15 protein-coding genes and 2 tRNA genes are annotated in these 18,370 nt (G+C 55.4%); 6 read left to right on the forward strand and 11 right to left on the reverse strand.

Going from position 1 to position 18,370, the window contains the following annotated elements; all coding sequences use genetic code 11:
- Positions 1 to 108: 108 nt before the first annotated feature.
- The 3 genes from ACZYTD_RS06570 to ACZYTD_RS06580 all read right to left on the reverse strand — a co-directional run bounded on the left by ACZYTD_RS06570 (position 109) and on the right by ACZYTD_RS06580 (position 1,990).
- Positions 109 to 183 (reverse strand) — tRNA-Gly (locus ACZYTD_RS06570).
- A gap of 12 nt (positions 184 to 195) precedes the next feature.
- A tRNA-Gly gene (locus tag ACZYTD_RS06575) sits at positions 196 to 269 on the reverse strand.
- Between the two features lie 110 nt (positions 270 to 379).
- The gene (locus ACZYTD_RS06580) at positions 380 to 1,990 is read right to left on the reverse strand and encodes a sensor domain-containing diguanylate cyclase (RefSeq protein WP_463890467.1); all 1,611 of its coding nucleotides are present in this window, start codon (positions 1,988 to 1,990) and stop codon (positions 380 to 382) included.
- 176 nt (positions 1,991 to 2,166) lie between these two features.
- Between ACZYTD_RS06580 and cydD the strand changes: the two genes are divergently transcribed.
- From cydD to ACZYTD_RS06605, 5 genes are all read left to right on the forward strand, one after another.
- On the forward strand, positions 2,167 to 3,930 hold the full coding sequence (gene cydD / locus ACZYTD_RS06585; RefSeq protein ID WP_463890469.1) for a heme ABC transporter permease/ATP-binding protein CydD: 1,764 nt from the start codon (positions 2,167 to 2,169) through the stop codon (positions 3,928 to 3,930).
- Between the two features lie 9 nt (positions 3,931 to 3,939).
- The gene (gene cydC, locus ACZYTD_RS06590; protein WP_463890471.1) at positions 3,940 to 5,679 is read left to right on the forward strand and encodes a heme ABC transporter ATP-binding protein/permease CydC; all 1,740 of its coding nucleotides are present in this window, start codon (positions 3,940 to 3,942) and stop codon (positions 5,677 to 5,679) included.
- Positions 5,680 to 5,818: 139 nt separating this feature from the next.
- Complete coding sequence (gene rcsF, locus ACZYTD_RS06595) at positions 5,819 to 6,202, forward strand: Rcs stress response system protein RcsF (RefSeq protein ID WP_463890473.1); 384 nt, start codon at positions 5,819 to 5,821, stop codon at positions 6,200 to 6,202.
- Between the two features lie 2 nt (positions 6,203 to 6,204).
- Positions 6,205 to 6,939 carry a tRNA (N6-threonylcarbamoyladenosine(37)-N6)-methyltransferase TrmO gene (gene tsaA, locus ACZYTD_RS06600; protein WP_463890475.1) on the forward strand — a complete coding sequence of 245 codons (735 nt, stop codon included), beginning with the start codon at positions 6,205 to 6,207 and terminating at the stop codon, positions 6,937 to 6,939.
- Positions 6,940 to 6,962: 23 nt separating this feature from the next.
- Positions 6,963 to 7,184, forward strand: coding sequence for a hypothetical protein (locus ACZYTD_RS06605; RefSeq protein WP_463890477.1), 222 nt, complete (start codon positions 6,963 to 6,965; stop codon positions 7,182 to 7,184).
- Positions 7,185 to 7,434: 250 nt separating this feature from the next.
- On the opposite strand, the gene ACZYTD_RS06610 is transcribed toward ACZYTD_RS06605, so the two are convergent.
- From ACZYTD_RS06610 to ACZYTD_RS06625, 4 genes are read right to left on the reverse strand one after another with little or no spacing between them, the layout of a single operon-like run.
- Complete coding sequence (locus tag ACZYTD_RS06610; protein WP_463890479.1) at positions 7,435 to 7,944, reverse strand: hypothetical protein; 510 nt, start codon at positions 7,942 to 7,944, stop codon at positions 7,435 to 7,437.
- A gap of 39 nt (positions 7,945 to 7,983) precedes the next feature.
- Entirely contained in the window at positions 7,984 to 8,724 is a 741-nt protein-coding gene (locus ACZYTD_RS06615; RefSeq protein ID WP_463890551.1) for a PHP domain-containing protein, read from the reverse strand.
- 53 nt (positions 8,725 to 8,777) lie between these two features.
- Entirely contained in the window at positions 8,778 to 10,637 is a 1,860-nt protein-coding gene (locus ACZYTD_RS06620) for a GGDEF domain-containing protein (RefSeq protein WP_463890481.1), read from the reverse strand.
- On the reverse strand, positions 10,637 to 11,644 hold the full coding sequence (locus ACZYTD_RS06625; RefSeq protein WP_463890483.1) for an ABC transporter substrate-binding protein: 1,008 nt from the start codon (positions 11,642 to 11,644) through the stop codon (positions 10,637 to 10,639). Before ACZYTD_RS06625 ends, ACZYTD_RS06620 begins: the two co-directional genes overlap by 1 nt.
- Before the next feature lie 296 nt (positions 11,645 to 11,940).
- Between ACZYTD_RS06625 and ACZYTD_RS06630 the strand changes: the two genes are divergently transcribed.
- Entirely contained in the window at positions 11,941 to 13,665 is a 1,725-nt protein-coding gene (locus tag ACZYTD_RS06630) for a proline--tRNA ligase (protein ID WP_463890485.1), read from the forward strand.
- 54 nt (positions 13,666 to 13,719) lie between these two features.
- On the opposite strand, the gene ACZYTD_RS06635 is transcribed toward ACZYTD_RS06630, so the two are convergent.
- The 4 genes from ACZYTD_RS06635 to nudK all read right to left on the reverse strand — a co-directional run bounded on the left by ACZYTD_RS06635 (position 13,720) and on the right by nudK (position 18,316).
- Positions 13,720 to 14,652 (reverse strand): restriction endonuclease, encoded by a 933-nt coding sequence (locus ACZYTD_RS06635; protein ID WP_463890486.1) that lies wholly within the window; start codon positions 14,650 to 14,652, stop codon positions 13,720 to 13,722.
- Between the two features lie 526 nt (positions 14,653 to 15,178).
- Positions 15,179 to 15,937 (reverse strand): hypothetical protein, encoded by a 759-nt coding sequence (locus tag ACZYTD_RS06640; RefSeq protein WP_463890488.1) that lies wholly within the window; start codon positions 15,935 to 15,937, stop codon positions 15,179 to 15,181.
- A 157-nt stretch (positions 15,938 to 16,094) separates the two neighbouring features.
- Entirely contained in the window at positions 16,095 to 17,117 is a 1,023-nt protein-coding gene (locus ACZYTD_RS06645) for a hypothetical protein (protein ID WP_463890489.1), read from the reverse strand.
- A 611-nt stretch (positions 17,118 to 17,728) separates the two neighbouring features.
- A complete protein-coding gene (gene nudK, locus ACZYTD_RS06650) occupies positions 17,729 to 18,316 on the reverse strand; it encodes a GDP-mannose pyrophosphatase NudK (RefSeq protein ID WP_463890490.1) in 588 nt (195 codons plus the stop codon).
- Positions 18,317 to 18,370: the final 54 nt, after the last annotated feature.

The raw sequence follows: 18,370 nt of genomic DNA on the forward strand, positions 1-18,370 counted from the left end.
GATGCTCGATCTGACGAGCCCGACCAAATGAGGGTCATTCTAGCATCGGAGCCAGATCAGCGAAACGCCGCACAATAGGGTAATGATTGGAAAATGCAGGGGAAAACTTGGAGCGGGCAGCGGGAATCGAACCCGCGTCATCAGCTTGGAAGGCTGAGGTAATAGCCATTATACGATGCCCGCCAGGCAGGAACTTGGAGCGGGTGATGGGAATCGAACCCACGCTATTAGCTTGGGAAGCTAAAGTTCTACCATTGAACTACACCCGCTTGGTGTGGGCACTACTATATGCGTTTTTTCATTCGGATCAACGAGGAAAAGCAGCTATGGGCTCACACTCTGGTGCGTTTGCGCAAGGAATGAGCAAAGCGTCGGAGAATTAGTCACCCAACTGGGCCTCCTGGCCATTGAGGAACATCGTGACTCGATTGCGACCGCACGACTTGGCCTGATAGAGTGCCTCATCGGCCTGCAGTAACCAGCGCTTGGCATCCATCTGTGCGTCGGGCACTCCGACCATGACACCACAACTGATCGTCATCACCTGAGCACAACGGCTGCGTTGGTGGGGAAGCGCCTGCCGCGCCAGGGCAGCGCGCATGCTCTCGGCCAGGAACAGTGCTCGGGTCTCATCGCAGTCGGCCAGGATCACCGCAAACTCCTCGCCGCCGTAGCGCGCCACCAGATCCAGCGGCTCCACCGCCAGGTCAACAAAACAGGCCGCCACCCTCTGCAACGCCACATCCCCTTGCGGGTGACCATAGTAGTCGTTGTATTGCTTGAAGTAATCGATATCTATCATCAAGAGGGCTATGGGGTGCCCCAGCTGCTGGCTCCTGACAAAGAGCTGACGCCACGCCTCATCAAAATGGCGACGATTGGCCACCCCGGTCAGCGGATCCCGGTAGGAGAGCTCAGTCAGAGTCCGCTGCTTGAGAATGAGCTCATCCAACAGCCCGGTAAAACTGCGGCCCAGCGCCCCTATCTCATCCTGGGGCAGTAGCGGCTCCTCCACAAAATCATTGCTCTGCCGCACCGCCAGCACATAACGCTGCAACATCAACAGGGGGTGCAGCACTGATTTATTGATCCACCACCCCAGCAACAAGAACACCCCGACCAAAGAGCAGAAGATAAACCACGCCGCCGCCTCCAGACTGCGGCCATTAATCTCATCCAGCTCGCGAGGAAAGGTGAGCGTCGCCAGCAGGTTATTTTGCTGGTTAATATCCAGTAACCGAAATTGCAGCTCAGTCCGGGTATCACCATTCTTGATCTGATACTGACCGGAGCGGTATCGATGAGCCTCTATCTGCTCCACACCGGTTAACGAGGCAGCAACCGGCATGGGGCGCATGGTGAAGTGCGCATTGTTAAGACCTGCCACCTGGAGCAGGTAGTCAGGATCCAGGCGTTTGGCCATCAGCACAAAGCCAAACCAGGAGTCGCGCCCATCTGTGCGAGTTACCGGTTGCAGGGTCAACAGCACGACCCCCTGCTCTGTGTACAAAAAACCACTCAGGGAAGGTGGCACAGCCTCAGATGCGAGCATGGCGGTCACGATCGGCAGACGAGCCTGGAGAGAGGTCAGAAAGCTCTGCCAGTAAGCAACCGGCTCCTGAGCCAAGGCCGCCGAAAAATAGCGCAACTTGGCCTGCCGATCAAACACCGCCAGCAGAGCCAGATCCAAACCCTGCAGCGTTGCCTGGCTGAAATTATCGGCAATAAATTGCGGCGTGGGCTTTTGTACAAAATTAGCCATGGCACTCCAATTGCCCCAATCATGAGCCACCCGGTGCAAGCCCAACAACTCTCGCTGCAACACCAAAGAGACTCGGTGCTGCTTCTCCTCGGCAAAGCGTGTCTCCGTCTTCTCCAGCAACGGGTGGATCCGCCCATAGTAGTTGAGCAGCAAAACCAATAGCCCCAGCAGCAGGATGCCGAAATAGACGAGTGCAAATTTCTGCCGGATCGAATAAAACCCTGCCATACCACCCCACCCTTACAGCCAAGCCTGCGGCCCTCTCTGGTAAGCATAGCAACAATCCGCTCTGGAACCCGCCCTAGCTGGCGCTCCCGAAATCATCCAGATGCCGATGAGCGATTGCCAAGCCAGCTGTGTAAAGATAGATTTGCCCTGAATTTTAATCGGCGACGCAGATGACTATGGATAAACTCCGGCAACGCACCCTCACCCGCTGGCTACGGCAACAGGCTCGGCTGGCCAAACCCTGGCCCTCCATCACTGTGCTGCTTGGCGGCCTCAGTGCCGGCCTGCTGATTGGCCAGGCCTGGCTGCTGGCCACTCTGCTGCAGGGGTTTATTGTCAATGGCCTCGACAAACAGAGTCAGCTACCCCAGTTTGCCCTGCTGTTGGCCCTACTGCTGCTGCGCAGCCTGCTCGCCTTGGCTAAAGAGCAGAGCGCCTTCACCGGAGCCACTCGGGTACGCTGCGCCCTGCGCGCTCAATTGCTGGATGAGCTCAAACGCCGCGGCCCCGCCTATATCCAACGACAACCAGCCGGCAGCTGGGCCAGCCTGCTGCAGGAGCAGGTGGAAAACCTTCATGACTTCTACGCCCGCTATCTGCCCCAGACCCAACTCAGCGGCCTGCAACCCCTGCTGATCCTCATGGCGATTTTCCCGGTAAACTGGGCGGCCGGGCTCATCTTGCTCGGCACGGCACCGCTCATTCCGCTCTTCATGATACTCACCGGATTAGGTGCGGCCGATGCCAACCGCCGTAACTTCGCCGCCCTGCGCCGCCTCTCCGGCCATTTTCTCGATCGCCTGAAAGGCATGGCCACCCTGCGCCTCTATCGACGTGCCGATGCCGAACGCGACAGCATAGCCCGCGCCTCGGAAGATTTTCGCGAACGCACCATGGAGGTGTTACGCCTGGCATTTTTAAGCTCCGCCGTGCTGGAGTTTTTTGCTTCGGTCTCCATCGCCATCATCGCTGTCTACTTTGGTTTCAGCTACTTGGAACACCTGAACTTCGGCGACTACGGCCATAAGGTCACCCTGTTCACCGGGCTGTTTGTGCTCTTGCTGGCGCCAGACTTCTACCTGCCCCTGCGCGAGCTGGGCGCCCACTACCATGCCAAGGCCCAGGCCATAGGCGCCGCCGATGAGATTGAAGCCTTTCTCGCCGAACCCCTGACCCTGGTTAGCTCAGGCCATGAGACGCTGCGCAACCCGGAGCAGCTCACCCTCTGCGCCCATGAATTGTGTGTGCTAAGTCCGGAAGGCCAGGTGCTGGTTGGGCCCGTAAGCTTTACCCTGGCCGCTGGCAGCCGCACCGCCCTGGTGGGCAAGACCGGTTCGGGTAAGAGTTCGCTGCTCGCTGCCATGCTCGGCTTCTTACCCTATCGTGGCAGCCTGACCATCAACGGCCAGGAGCTGGCCAGCCTGAAGCTTGAAGAGTGGCAAACGCTCATCGGCTGGCTGGGGCAAAACCCCAAGCTGCTGCATGGCACACTCAAGCAGAACCTGACGCTGGGGCGCCAAGTGGATGACCACAGACTCGAAGAGGTGATGGCGCAAGCCGGGGCCAGCGACATAGTGCAAGAGAAGGGGTGGGAGTACCTGATCGGCGATGGGGCCACGGGTCTGTCTGTGGGTCAGGCTCAGCGCCTGGCCCTGGCTCGTACCCTGCTCAAACCCTGCCCGTTGCTGCTGCTGGATGAACCCACCGCCAGCCTGGATAGTCTCAATGAGCAGAAGATACTCACCGCCCTGGCGCCACTGCAACAGGGGCGCACTACCCTGATGGTGACCCACAGGCTGGAGCAGTTGGCCGATGCCGATCAGATCCTGATGCTCGAGGAGGGGAAACTGGTCGCCGCGGGCACCCCAGCCGAACTCGCTACCACCCAAGGCGCGCTGCAGCAGTTACTGCAACGCCAGCCGACACAGGCCAAGGCATAAGGAGCCCCGATGCGCGATCTATTACCTTACCTGAGCCTCTATCGTCGCCACTGGCTGTTGCTCAGCCTGGGGCTGCTGCTCACCCTGTTCACCCTGTTGGCTGGCATAGGTCTGCTCTCACTCTCTGGCTGGTTCCTGGCAGCGGCGGCCGTGGCCGGCGTGACCCTGGGTGGACGGCAGGAGTTCAACTACCTGCTACCCGCCGGCGCCGTGCGTTTCCTCTCCATAGTCCGCACCGCCAGCCGCTGGGGAGATAGAGTGGTGAGCCACGATGCCACCTTCCGCCTGCTGACCCGCTTGCGCATCCAATTCTGGGAAAAATTGGCCCCGCTGCCCGCCGCCAGCCTACAACGCTTCCGGCAGGGGGACCTGCTCAACCGCCTGGTGGCCGATATTGACGCCATGGATCACATCTACCTGCGGCTGGTTACACCACTCATCACAGCCCTGCTCACGCTGGGTGTCTTGCTGCTGAGCCTGGGGCAACTGGATCTGGCCCTGGCCAAGATAGTGACCCTGAGCCTGCTAGCCATAGCCCTGGCCATCCCGACCCTGCTCTATCGTCTAGGGCGGCAACCGGGGCGACAACTGGCCCAGAGCCGCAGTCGACTGCGCACCGGTTATGTGGCGTATCTGGATAATCAAGCCGAGCTGCTGCTGTTTGCCGCCGAGGCCAGCCAGCGTGTTCAGTTACAGGAAGAAGAGAGCCAGTTGATTGCCGCTCAACGGCGCATGAGTCTATTGAGCGGCCTCTCCAGCGCCCTGCTGACCCTCGGCAGCGGCTTGTTGATGCTGGCGATCCTCTGGCTCAGTGCCGATGGTGTGGGTGGCCGGGGGCCAGACCCGTTGATCGCCCTGATGGTATTCGTGACCCTGGCAGCCTTTGAGGCCATCGCCCCCTTGGCGAGTGCCTTTCAGCATCTGGCCACCACCCTCAGCTCGGCGCGGCGCCTCAACGAAATCACCCAGGACGCCGAACCCCTGCGCTTCGGCCACGAGACCCTGGCCACAGACGCGGCCCTCCCCCTGACGCTGAACCAGCTCGACTTTAGTTATCCGGGCCAGCCCGAACCCGTGCTGCGTGGGTTGGATCTCACCCTGGCGCCAGGCGAGAAGCTGGCCATACTCGGTGCCACCGGCTGCGGCAAATCCACGCTGGTGGGGCTCATCAGTCGGGAGTGGCAAGCCGATCGCGGCGAGCTGCGGCTGGACGGGCTGCCACTGGCCAATTTGAGCGAAGAGGCGTTGCGCGCCAGCATGGCGGTAGTGAGCCAGCGCGTACACCTGTTCAGCGCCACCCTGGCCGAGAACCTGCGCCTGGCGGCCCCCAGCGCCAGCGATGCGGATCTGGTGGCCGTGCTGCAAGCCGTGGGACTGGAGAGTCTGCTTTCCGACATGGCCCCGGCTCAGGCTCTAGCCCTGTGGCTAGGAGAAGGGGGGCGCCCGCTCTCTGGCGGTGAGCTGCGCCGCCTGGGGCTGGCCCGCGCCCTGCTCCATGACGCCCCACTGCTGATCCTGGATGAAGCCACCGAAGGGTTGGATCCCAGCACAGAGCAGGCAATATTGGATCTCATCTTCCAACATGCTCGCGGCAAGAGTCTGTTGATGATCACCCACCGCCTGAGCGGTCTGGAGCGAATGGATCGTATCGCCCTGATGGAGGCCGGCCAGATCCGCACCAGCGGCAGCCACCAGACGCTGCTGGCTCAGGATAGTTACTACCAGAGCCTGCAACAGCGGCTGCGCTAACACCCGCCCAGAGGAAGGCGTCGCGCCAAGCTGAGCGACGCTTTCTTCACGACTATGCCTCAGCCCGGGCAATGCACAGTTGGAGCCAGTAGTGCCCAGGCCCTATAATGACCGCCTCTTAAGCAAGCCAGGACTTCTCATGACTCTCCCTCTTCGCCCCCTATTGCTGGCCGCCCTGCTGCTGGCAGGCTGTAGTGGCTACAGCTTTCACACCAATCTGGATAAAGAGAACTTCACCAACTACTTCAAACCCGGCTCTGTGACTGTGGTGACGAACGAGCAGATTGCCGATCTCAACTATCTGGTGCTGGGTACAGTGGAGGGTAATGCCTGTCAACAGGATGCCAACCAACCCGCCCCCACTGAGGGCGATGCCCGCACCGATGGCCGCATCAAAGTGGCGGATATGGGCGGCAATGGCGTGATCTTCTCCAAGTGTGTGACGCTGGATAAAACGCCAGGCTGTCTGAGCAGCGTAGTCTGCTACGGTCAGGCGCTGAAGGTCGCCCCGCCCAAGGAGTGAGCATGACGCAGCAAACCACAGGCGCCGCCCTGCAACCTCTGGCGCTGCAACCTATCGGGGTGATCCACTCCCCCTATCGGGAGAAGTTTGCCGTGCCGCGCCAACCCGGTCTGGTGACCTGTGCCACGGCACGGTTGGAGTTGCTCGCCCCCTACAACGACCCCCAGACCCTGCGCGGCATAGAGCAGTTCAGCCATCTATGGCTCATCTTCCAGTTCCATGAGTGTGCCGAGCAGGGGTGGCACCCCACAGTGCGCCCCCCCAGGTTAGGCGGCAATGAACGGGTCGGCGTGTTTGCCAGCCGCAGTCCGTTCCGTCCCAACGGCCTGGGCTTGTCTGTGGTCGAACTCAAGGGGGTCACCCAACAAGGTGCCGCCCTCTGGCTAGAGCTGGGCGGCATAGATCTGGTGGATGGGACCCCCATACTGGATATCAAACCCTATGTGCCCTATGCCGACAGCCTGCCCTGTGCCCAGGGCGGCTTTGCCGCCGAAGCCCCGCCGCAGATGGCGGTGACTTTCCTGCCCGCCGCCCAAGCCGTGCTGGCCGCTCAGGAAGCTCGCTACCCCCGGCTGGAGCAGTTTATCCGCCAGGTGCTGGCCCAGGATCCACGCCCGGCGTATCGCAAACAGCAAGTGGATGAACGCGAATATGGCGTGCATCTGCATGAGTTCAATATCCGTTGGCAGGTGGCAGATGGCGTCAATCAGGTCGTTGCCATCGATCTTATCGAGTGAAGTGCAACCACAAGGAGAGTCCCATGCATACCCATATCCGCTCTGTCTACCGTTCTACCGCCCTGGCTAGCCTGGCCCTGCTGATGGTGGGCTGCGGCCAGCCGGAGCCCGCCAAAGCACCCCAGAAAAATGTGCTGCTGGAGAGCCAAATGCAGGCCCTAGAGAAAGCCAAACAGGTGGAGCAGACCATGCAGCAGGCGGCCAGCGCCCAGCAAGCCGCCATTTTGCAACAGGTGCAACAGTAACCACGCCAGCCCCAAAAACCGAAAGCCGCGCCCGGTAACGAGTGCGGCTTTTTTGCAACAGGTGCAACAGTAACCACGCCAGCCCAAAAACCGAAAGCCGCGCCCAGTAACAAGTGCGGCTTTTTGGCAACAGGTGCAACAGGTGCAACAGGTGCAACAGTAACCATGCCAGCCCCAAAAACCGAAAGCCGCGCCCGGTAACGAGTGCGGCTTTTAATTTGCGCGGATCGCGAATGCAGAGGAGCTCAGCTCAAGGCAGGGCGAACAGGCTCTCCTCTTCGGCTGGATTGAGATCGGGCTCCATAGGCGGCTGGTTGCCGCTCTCCAGTGTCTGCGGGGGGGTTGAGGCCAGACCGAAGATCACGCGCCCACTGGAGGGAACCGAGGCGGTGGCATAGTGATCCCCCATCCCCTGATGGGGTAAGAGCCAATAATAGACCTGACCATCATCCTGCTCGAATGCCCCCAGATAGAGCATATCCTCAGGCTGGATAGCCGAGGGATCGTCGCTCGCCTCCCCCAATTTCATCCGCAGATAGGCGATGAGTTCCAGCTCGGCGTTGGCACTTAAGCCGGTTTTCCCCAACCAACTGGCATGATCCCGATCGCTCTCGAGCAGTTCAGGAGGAAGCGTATGGCTCAGGCCAATCGGGGCAACCTGCATCGCTTGCAGATCAGCCGCATCCTGATAACTGGCCAGCTGTCGCATGGTCAAGGTCATCGCCACCAGCAGCAGTGCCCACACCCACCATAATTTCATGCTAGCTCCCTGTTCACCAAAAAAGCAGCCCTACCACCATCACAGAGCAGAGAACTCGGCGATAGGCGGGTGACCACGCTGCTCAAGAAAGGTGAGCAAGCGTCGCGCCGAGACATTGAGCAGTCGCTCTACCGGGAATTTGGCTTCCGCGAGCAACTGCTCGGCCTGGGTAAACTCCCCCAAAGAGAACGCCACATGGGCATCGGACCCCAACACCAGCGTCGCCCCCAGATCTCGAGCGGCCGCTATGATAGCCAAGCAGTTGGCCTCACTGCCAGTTCGAGAGTGACTGAAGGAGGAGTTATTGATCTCCAGCGCCACATTATGTTGCGCCGCAGCCCGCACCACGCACTCGATATCGATGGGAAACGCCGGATTGCCAGGGTGGCTGATGATATCCACCTTGCCGCTGGCCATGGCATTCACCATGGCCCGGGTATGGCTCTCCTGGTCACTGGGCGGAAACACCGGCTCGTGGAGCCCGGCCAACACTATGTCTAGCCCGGCATGCATCCGCTCGTTACAGTCTATTTCTCCGAATACGTTCTGGATATTGGCTTCAATGCCGCGCAAGATCCCCACCCCATCGACCATGCGTGGCAAGACCCGTAAATTGATGAAATGCCAAAAATGGGGCGCATCGGCCATCTCGGGGCCGTGATCCGTGGTGGCAAACAACTGGATACCTTTGGCTCGGGCGGCCGCGATATAGTCGTGGATGGAGCTGTAGGCATGAGTGCTGGCCAGGGTATGGCTATGAATATCAACCGGATATCTAATCATGTTGTGCTCCAGCGGCAAACTCTGCCGTTAGCATATCACAAAGCGCTGCCTTATTTTTTGCCCGCCAGATAATCCGCTAGCGTGATTGGCTCACCCAGCGGCAGAATCTGTAAATTACCGAGATAACCACAACATCGCCCATTGCGCTTGGCCAGGTAGAGTGCCTCATCGGCCCGATGCAAGAGGTGAGCGCAGCTCAACCCCGGCTCCGATTGCCACAAAACGGCCCCTATGCTGACACTCAGCCAGCCCAGAGGGGCATCCTCGTGCAGCAAACGCAGTTGCGCCACCCGAACCAGAATGGCGCTGATCCGTTGCCGCAACAGCTGGGGATCCGTCACTCGCAACAACAGCGAAAACTCTTCACCGCCAAACCGGGAGACCAGCTCCTGCTCCTGTAATTCGGCCTGCAGCACCTCAGCCACAGCCATCAGCGCTTTATCCCCTGCCAGGTGGCCATAACGATCGTTGTAGCGCTTGAAAAAGTCGATATCCAACATGAGCAGGGCAAAGGGAACCGCCTCTGTCAGCTCCTGATTGACCCGTTGATCGAAGGGGCGGCGATTATAGAGCCCAGTCAGCGGGTCGCGATCTGCCAGCTCCCGCAACCTGGCGTTGGCATGGCGCAGATCGCTTTGCATCTGCTCCATGCGCAACTGCTGGCGCTCGCGGATCAGCAGCAGACTGATCAGGTTAGCGATGCGGCGCAAGCCTCCCCGTAGCTCATCAGTGCAGTAACAGGGCGTATCAGGCCAACCCAGTAGCAAGGCCCCAAAGGCCCGCTCCTTGCCCAAGGCGCCATCCAACAGGGGGAGAATAATGAGGGAACGCCAACCCAGTGCCTGCAACACCAGTCGCGACTGAGTGCCAGCATGAAGTTGCAGCCCATCTTCGATAAATAAGGGACCGGGCTGCCGCAACCACTGGCGCAGTCGGGCCCCTGCTGGCGTGTCACTCGTCAACAGAGGCGCTATGCTATCTGTGTCATCACCATAGCGATAGCAGAATAATTCGCCATGGAATTCAATAAGCTGGAAGTGCCGCAGCGACATGAAGCGGGTCATTTTCCCCATCGCCTTGGCTAAAATGGGTTCGGTATACTCTATGGTACTGGTCAGAAACAACATGGAGAGCTCGGCAATGAGCTCATCCATGGCGCCATGCCAGGCCAGTTGCAGAGTGCGCTCGGCTATCTGGATCTCCAGCTCATCCTGTTGCTGACTTAATCGCCGCTCGGCGCGCAATCGCTGAGCCAAGCCGCTGCGCAAACGCTGACGCATGGCCAGCCACGCCATCCCCAACTGATAGAACTCGTTACGGCTGTGCACTACCGGGTCGGGTAGCGGACGCTTATCCAAGGAGGCCAGATCCAACCCCTGGGTAAGAGTCAGTAACGCTTTAACCGGCCGGGTGATCCAGTGCTGTATCAACCAGAACAGGGCCGCACACACCAGCAGTAGCGCCAGCAGGTTCAGCAGCAGTTGCAGACGGATATCCTGCCACAGCGGAGCATAGAGACGCGACAGGGTCAGATGCACGGTCAAGGTACCCACAATCGCGCCATGCCAGTAAATAGGATAGTCATGCACTCTGTCGCCCCGATGTGAGACCCCCAACGCCAAGCCGATCCCATCTTGCCCCGCCAAAGCAACAGATGAGACAAGGGGATGCGCCAGAATATCCCCCAACGCGCTTTGAATGCGTGGGAAATCAAGCTCCCACATATCCTGCGCCAGCAGTTGCAGCTTCCCCCTTACCAGACGCTCGACTTCCTGCTCTCCTTGGTGCTGAGCCCGGTGATAAAAATAAGCTAGCTGTCCCGCGCTCATCAGCAGGGTCAAGAGAAGAGCCAGCCCCAGCATGCTCAACAACAGCTGACGGCCAAGTCGATGGTTAATCCAGTGCATCATCAATAGAACCACGTCTCCAAATGGATTAATTGCTCTTGTCGTTGCTCCAGGCGTTTGAACTCTATACTCCGCCACTGCCGCTGCACCAACCTTGCAAATAGCGGGGTATCCGGCTCAATGAGTGCAAAAAAGGAGAGATCGGTGACGGAGGGCAGTGGCCGTCCCGCTCTGTGCTCATCGATCAAGAGCAAGCCCAAGGCTCCCGCCACAAAGTGGCCGCCCCCCAGCACAGAGATACTCCCCTGGCGCCGCAATTGCAGCACCTGAGCCGAGGTATTGACCGAACTCAGCCAGACATCCCGCCCCGGGGTTCGGCCAGCTTCCTGGAGGGCGCGCAATGCACCAAACGCCATATGGTCATTGGCCGTCCAGACATGGGTCAACTGCGGATAGCGTCTGAGCAGCACCTGCATCTGGGCATAAGCCATGGGCTCATCCCATTGGCCATAGACCTGTTGCAACAGGTGAGCCTGCGCATGGTGCAGCAGCGCCTCCTTAGCCCCGGCGTCCCGCGCTACGGAAGCGGGTGTCACTTTGTCACCAGAGAGCATGACCACCAGAGGAGCTCTTGCCGTCCCCAGGCTCAGCAACTTGGCCATGGTCTGCTCGCCAACCCAGCCATTATCCGGCACCACGGCCGGCAGCAGATATTGGAGCCAGTGGGGATCCCGCGACAGTTCGACTCGCGGCTCAGGAGCCAGATCGTTCAAGATGAACAAGACGGGAATGGGATAAGAGTGCAACAGTTGCAGTAACTTGGGGCCCACCTGTTTCTCATTGGTCAGCACCACATAATCCGGCAAGGGCGGTCGCTTCAGGCGGTCCGCTAGAAATTCGGCCATCCGATAGTGTTCCCGCGCCGCGTGGAACACCTCCAACTTGAGATCCAAATCCTCTGCGGCGGCCGCCATCAGCTCATCCACATCCCCCCAAAAGCTCTCCTGGACTTTACCCGGGTTGAGAAACAGCACCGAGGTCTGGGCGGCATGCGCACTCGCCAAAGCCATCGCCCACACCAGGAAAAGTCGCAATATGAGCTTGAATCCCCAGCAAGACCCCATAGGTTGACCTCCTATTTCCGACTCTCTTGAGCATAGCCCGTTGACACACAATAGAGAGACTCCTTTCTGGGGCGCCCTGACTATTCGGTGCGCCCGCGGCCGTGAAGCTAGAGGCAAGAGGCCAGGCTTTTTGCGGCAAACGCATTTTCCCCTTAAGTTCAACCGAACCGCCTGCTAGAATTTCGCCCCACTGATTTTAGCCACGCCGCCATGCCCTGGCGGCCACACAAGGTTACCCATCCATGCGTACCAGCCAATACCTGCTCTCCACCCAGAAGGAAACCCCCTCCGACGCCGAGGTGATCAGCCACCAGCTGATGCTGCGCGCCGGCATGATCCGCAAACTGGCCTCCGGTCTCTACAACTGGCTGCCCACCGGTCTGCGGGTGCTGCACAAGGTTGAAAATATTGTGCGCGAAGAGATGAACAAGGCAGGCGCCATTGAAGTTTCCATGCCGGTGGTACAACCCGCCGAGTTGTGGGAAGAGTCTGGACGCTGGGAGCAGTATGGCCCCGAGCTCTGCCGCCTGACCGACCGCCACAACCGCCCCTTCGTGCTGGGCCCGACCCACGAAGAGGTGATCACCAATCTGGTTCGTTATGAAGTGAACAGCTACAAGCAGCTGCCGCTGAACCTCTACCAGATCCAGACCAAGTTCCGTGACGAAGTGCGCCCCCGTTTCGGCGTGATGCGCGGCCGTGAATTTTTGATGAAGGACGCCTACTCCTTCCATATCGACAAGGAGAGCCTGGTCGACACCTACGGCAAGATGCACGCCGCCTACTGCGCCGCCTTCAGCCGCATGGGACTGGATTTCCGTCCGGTACAGGCCGACACCGGCTCCATCGGTGGCACCGGCTCCCACGAGTTCCAGGTGCTGGCCGACAGCGGTGAAGATCTCATCGCCTTCTCCACCGGCTCAGACTATGCCGCTAACATCGAGATGGCCGAAGCCCTGGCACCCGCCGGTGAGCGCCCAGCCGCCAGCGCGGCCCTGACCACAGTCGACACCCCGAACGTCCACACCATAGAGGAGGTGGCGGCCTTCTTCAAGGTGGCACCGACTGCCATCGCCAAGACCCTGCTGGTGCTGGGCGAAGAGGATGAGAAGCAGCAACAGGCGGTCATCGCCCTAGTGCTGCGTGGCGACCATGAGCTCAACGACGTCAAGGCCGAGAAGCTGCCGGGCATCGCCAAGCCGCTCACCTTCGCCAATGACGAACAGATCAAGGCCGCCGCCGGTTGTGATGCGGGCTCCATCGGTCCTGTCGGTTTTGCCGGTCGCATTATCGTCGATCGCGCCGCCGCCCATCTGGCAGACTTTATCTGCGGTGCCAACGAGACCGGCAAGCACCTGACCGGCGCCAACTGGGATCGCGATATCAGCGGTTATGAAGTAGCTGATATCCGTAACGTGGTGGAAGGCGATCCCAGCCCCTGCGGCCAGGGCACCCTGCTGCTCAAGCGCGGTATCGAAGTGGGCCATATCTTCCAGCTTGGCACCAAGTACTCCGAAGCCATGAAGGCCACTGTGCTCAACGAAGGCGGCAAGTCCACCGTCATGGAGATGGGCTGCTACGGTATCGGTGTCTCCCGCGTGGTCGCCGCCGCCATCGAACAGAACTACGATGACGCCGGTATCATCTGGCCAGATGCCATTGCGCCCTTCGAAGTGGCCATCATCCCCATGAACATGCACAAGTCCCACCGCGTCGCCGAGCTGGCCGAGCGCTTCTACAGCGAACTCAAGGCCGCCGGTATCGATGTATTGTTTGATGATCGCAAGGAGCGCCCGGGCGTGATGTTTGCCGATATGGAACTCATCGGCATCCCCTACGCCATCGTTATCGGCGAGCGCGGTATCGACAGCGGTATCGTCGAATATAAGCAGCGCCGTGGTAGCGAAAAACGCGAAGTGGCCATCGACGAGGTCGTTGCCATTATCAAGGCCAAGCTTAACCGCTAATTGGCGATTGGTTGCTTAAACTAAAAAGGATCCTTCAGGGATCCTTTTTAGCTACTAACCAACTGTGCTAGTCAACCAATCAATTAAAACACCATCTATAGATAACTCCGCCAATTTCTTTGCATCCCATATATTTATAGCTCCAACAGCATTATTGTCTATATATTCTTCTAGCTGTTTTGTTGGCGAATGTGTAACAAAAAAGTAACGGTGATAGCCTGAATGGCTAAGAAGGCGCTCTCTATATTCATGAAATAATTTCAGGTCACTTTGTGATTTAACCTGAACAATAGCACGTTCACCTGTAACTGGGGCTAACAACTCAATATCGATTGTTTTGATGGTTTTACCAAGGAAACCAACCCTTGACCAGCCAGCATTTCTAAATATCAGGTCAACATATATTTCAAAATCTTGTGGTGAAAGATTCTTAATCAACTGCGCAACACTATTTTTTAGAGCAAAAAGATTATCTTCAACATTCTGTATTGCTTGATTTTGAGTATTGTTGATTTTATTTATTAGATAATCTTTCTCTAAGACATCACAGATGGTTCCTCTAAAGCCCTGAACCTTGGTAAGTTTTCCACTTAACCCTTGAATGAATAGCGGGTTATTATTTGAGTCAACAGAATGCCAACCATCAACAGTTTTTCTCGATTTTGTTTTCTCTTTAACATCATAGATAACTTCTGGACAAGCATAGCAATACCATAATTTACCGTTAAAAAATGTTATCCACATTGTTGTTTGTGGTTCTGTATAAAACTTCTTTATTTGATTCCTGTGATTTGTTGTAGCCCCCTTATTAGTGTTATATTTATCTTCAACAATAACATCAACATCATCCCACTTATTATTCTCACATAACTCATGCGGTATTTCTCTATAGCCAAGCTTTATGATACCTTTTTCTTCTATGCACTCTGATTCAAAAGCCCCTTTTTCACCAAGTTTTATAAACAAGATATTATGTTGAACATTCATTAACTCACCTTTATTACCATAATGATTCATCTCGTTGGGCTGAATTTTCTAAGTCCAACATCCAACATTTATCGATTAATTAACAGCCAAACCATACCATAAAATCATTGCCACACCGCTGCGTAAGTTTTTATGCGTAACATCATTCTCGAAAAAAAACCTCTCATCTGGGCTCTCCTTTGCATTTGTCACCAGAGAGATGACCCCATGCGTCCGATTACGCTTCGCTAATCGGACCTACGGGAGGGTAACGGCTGACGATGGGGTGGCGGGATAACCGCTGTCTCTTATACACAACGCCCATCCCGTTAATGAGAAATCCAGGGAAGCTGAGGCTCCCTCCCCTTTTTTCAAGGGGAGGGTTGGGGTAGGGTTTGCTTTTTAGCTTGTGAAACATCAAAAGCCACCCCCTCCCAACCTCCCCCTTGGCAGGGGGAGGAGCTGTTCGAAGCTTTCTTCGGCATTTATCTCACCAATCAGCCAACTATGTGTATAAGAGAGAGAATCGGAGATGCGCAATCTAACTCTAGAGTTTACCCACCAAAACATGAGCATTAAATGAAAGCTCATATTCATTTTTTCTATCATTGGATTGCACACCACCAGTGATATTAACATGATACTGCTTTAACTCTTCAAGCGGGGGGGCTATAAAGGCATATGTCACACCATCACCCACCCCTTTATCAGGCTTACATGAGCGACTCAAATATAGAGGCGGAAGCCCAATCGCATCGTAAAAATCCTTTTCACGTTCAATCGTATTGATGGTTTGTTTTTTTGCTACATTCAATTCATCGGAGCTGATACTGTTTGGATCCGACACGCCTTTCAATATGAACTTATCTACACCACCATATATTGAGACACAACTGGTGATGTTTCCATGGTAACCAATTAACCCATTTAGAAGATAAACCGAAGAAGCAGCGGTTACAAAGTAATTAGCACAAGATGAAATACAATATCCATCCACTATGACTGACAACTTATTTTTATGAATTAACAGACCAATTTTTGCTGCATCATCAACGGCCCCACCTCCCGAGTTAACAATCAGGGTGTTAATTTTAGGTTGATAGTGTTTTAACAACTCATCATAGGCACCAGGTACAATAGCACCTCTAAAACCTAGAGTAGTTTCATTTACCTGATACCATCCATACTGTGTCGACTGATTGTTATTAGCACCGGATAAATATAATTGAGAGTCGTTTTTTACCGGCGTAACCGCACTACACGCCACCAACATAAACAATGATAAAACCAATAATATATATTTCACACACCCACCTTAAAATTTAATAAGACTACTTATCTGTAGCCCGTTGAGCTTCGTAGGCTCAGCTCTCGAAGCCCAAGCTACGAACTGATGTTGTCATTTATTATCTCATTCATACGATTACACTTCGTTGCGTACCTATGAGATATCAAGGATATAGTTAGCGTTTACAAGCAGTAGATGGTGTTTGCGTTCTATTGTTCTCAAGTGATATATCCAGCAAACCGTTGCCCACCGGCATACCAATACCACCATGTAAAAAATAGCCCGCATCAAGACCATAATTTATCAATATATTGAATTTGGTTTTATCCGGCTGATAGCGCATCAAGAAACTCGTTCCATCCTTACTCTGAAAGTCGTAATATTTCCCATCTTTCCAATCCGGAATGCCTGAGGGGCATACCTTTTGGCTATCGCAAAGTAATTTTATCTCATCGGCCTTACCTGTCAGATAAGCAATCGCCTGATTTTCAATACTGATAATACGGATCAACGCTATTAATAACGCCAGTAGTAATATGCCACAATGGAGCAAACGAACCGAGAAGAAAGGTTGACCATTGCTTCTTACATAGAACCATTTAACTACACCAATTAAAGCACTGGCTAACACAAGGATAGCCGATAGTATAAATATCCCCTTAAAAAAATTAGCGGACGTACCATGTAATGGTGTAAAAGCCACCCAGAATATATAAACCAGCCCCAGGAATAGCTTGGCTCGACTAAACATTAATGGCCACTTTCCTTGAACTGAAAAAATAACCTCCTTGGCTAACATTGGTCTTTCTTTATCCGTAGGTTGATAGTCAAGAAAATAGGCTGAAAAAATAAGCAGAATTTCTAAAGGGATAAACCATGCTAATGAATAGACTACATCTGGCGGTGCCTTACCCGCCAGCAACAAATCGCCAACACTGAACGGATTGAACAAAGCCAAGGGTGCAAATATCGAAAAGACGATACATAACGCACCCGTTATTTTTAATGCTGAAACCTTGTTCAAAGCAAGAGACACTGCCAAGACCATCAAACAGATGACAATGACCACTCGGCCAAAAATCATGGGGACTTGTTCAATAAAAAAAGTAGCCCATATTAAGTCGGCCGATAAAAAAATCAGCACCACCGCATAAATCAACGCTGTGTATCTTTGAATTTTAAGTATGATACTTTTCACTTTTCACTTTACACCCGAGATTAAAATTATATCACCGTAACCAGTAGATGCCGTCTATTTTACCGTTTGCAATCTTTCTGCAAACCCTCATTTGCTTGGGTTCGGCATATATCGATACGCAACCGATATAAACCCAGCAACAGCTGGGGGGAATAATCGAGATCAAGCCACTGTATCCCATCCAAGCTACCGCCCTTGGCATTGCGGGGACCATTGGGGGGGAGCCCAAGTCACAAACACCCCAAAAGGTGTCACTTGGATAACCACTCTACCTCGTGACAACCCGCTTGCAAATCCCTATCGCCCCCGGGGTGAATAAAATGGCAAGAAACTAAGCCATAGTCGGTGACGGACCTTTCCGAAAATCGGGTCGGCACGAGGAGGGGAGCTATCTATCCAACACGTTGAAAGAGGCTGGCTCTTGATGTTTCACAGGCCCAACTCCCTCCCCTTAAAAATAAGTGGCGGAAGCTGTGCATTAAGAGTCAGGGCAGGAGAGGGACCATCTGACTCATACCGCTTTAGCATCAATGCCTGACAGGCGCCGCCTAAGAGCAGCAACAATCAGGGCGCCCATGAGGCGCCCTGATTGTTGACTGGAGTCTAAACACTCAAGCCACTATTTGGTGCAGCTTTAGGTACTGCAGCAGCATGATGGTTTTCCCATCTATGATCTCACCCCGCTCAATCATCTGCAGGGCGGTTTCCAGCGGCAACTCCAACACTTCAATATCTTCCCCCTCGCCTCTATTACCGCCGCCGACGGAGAGTTTCGCGGCCGAGGTGTACTCGGCGATAAAGAAGTAGAGCCGCTCGGTCACAGCACCTGGGCTCATGTAGGCTTCAAAAATTTTGGTCACCGACTCGAAGTGGTAACCCGTCTCCTCCTCCGCCTCTTTCTTGATACACGCCTCGGGGTGATCTTGCTCCAACAATCCGGCACACGCCTCAATCAACATGCCATCGGCCAGACCGTTGACATAGGTTGGAAAGCGAAATTGACGGATAAGGATGACACTCTTCTGCGCCTTGTTATAAGGCAAGATCACCGCACCATTGCCACGATCATAGGTCTCGCGACTCTGGGTTTGCCAATGGCCATCACGGCGTAAATAGTCAAAGGTGGTCTTCTTCAGCAGATACCAGTCATCAGAGAGGACTCTGACCTCTTTAATCTTCACGCGCTCACTTGTACTCATCTTTCCGCCTCTACTGGACAGCCAGAGTGCTAATCTTCTCTCTGGTTCATGACA

It is taken from the genome of Pseudaeromonas sp. HNCC25DJ180, assembly GCF_055413345.1.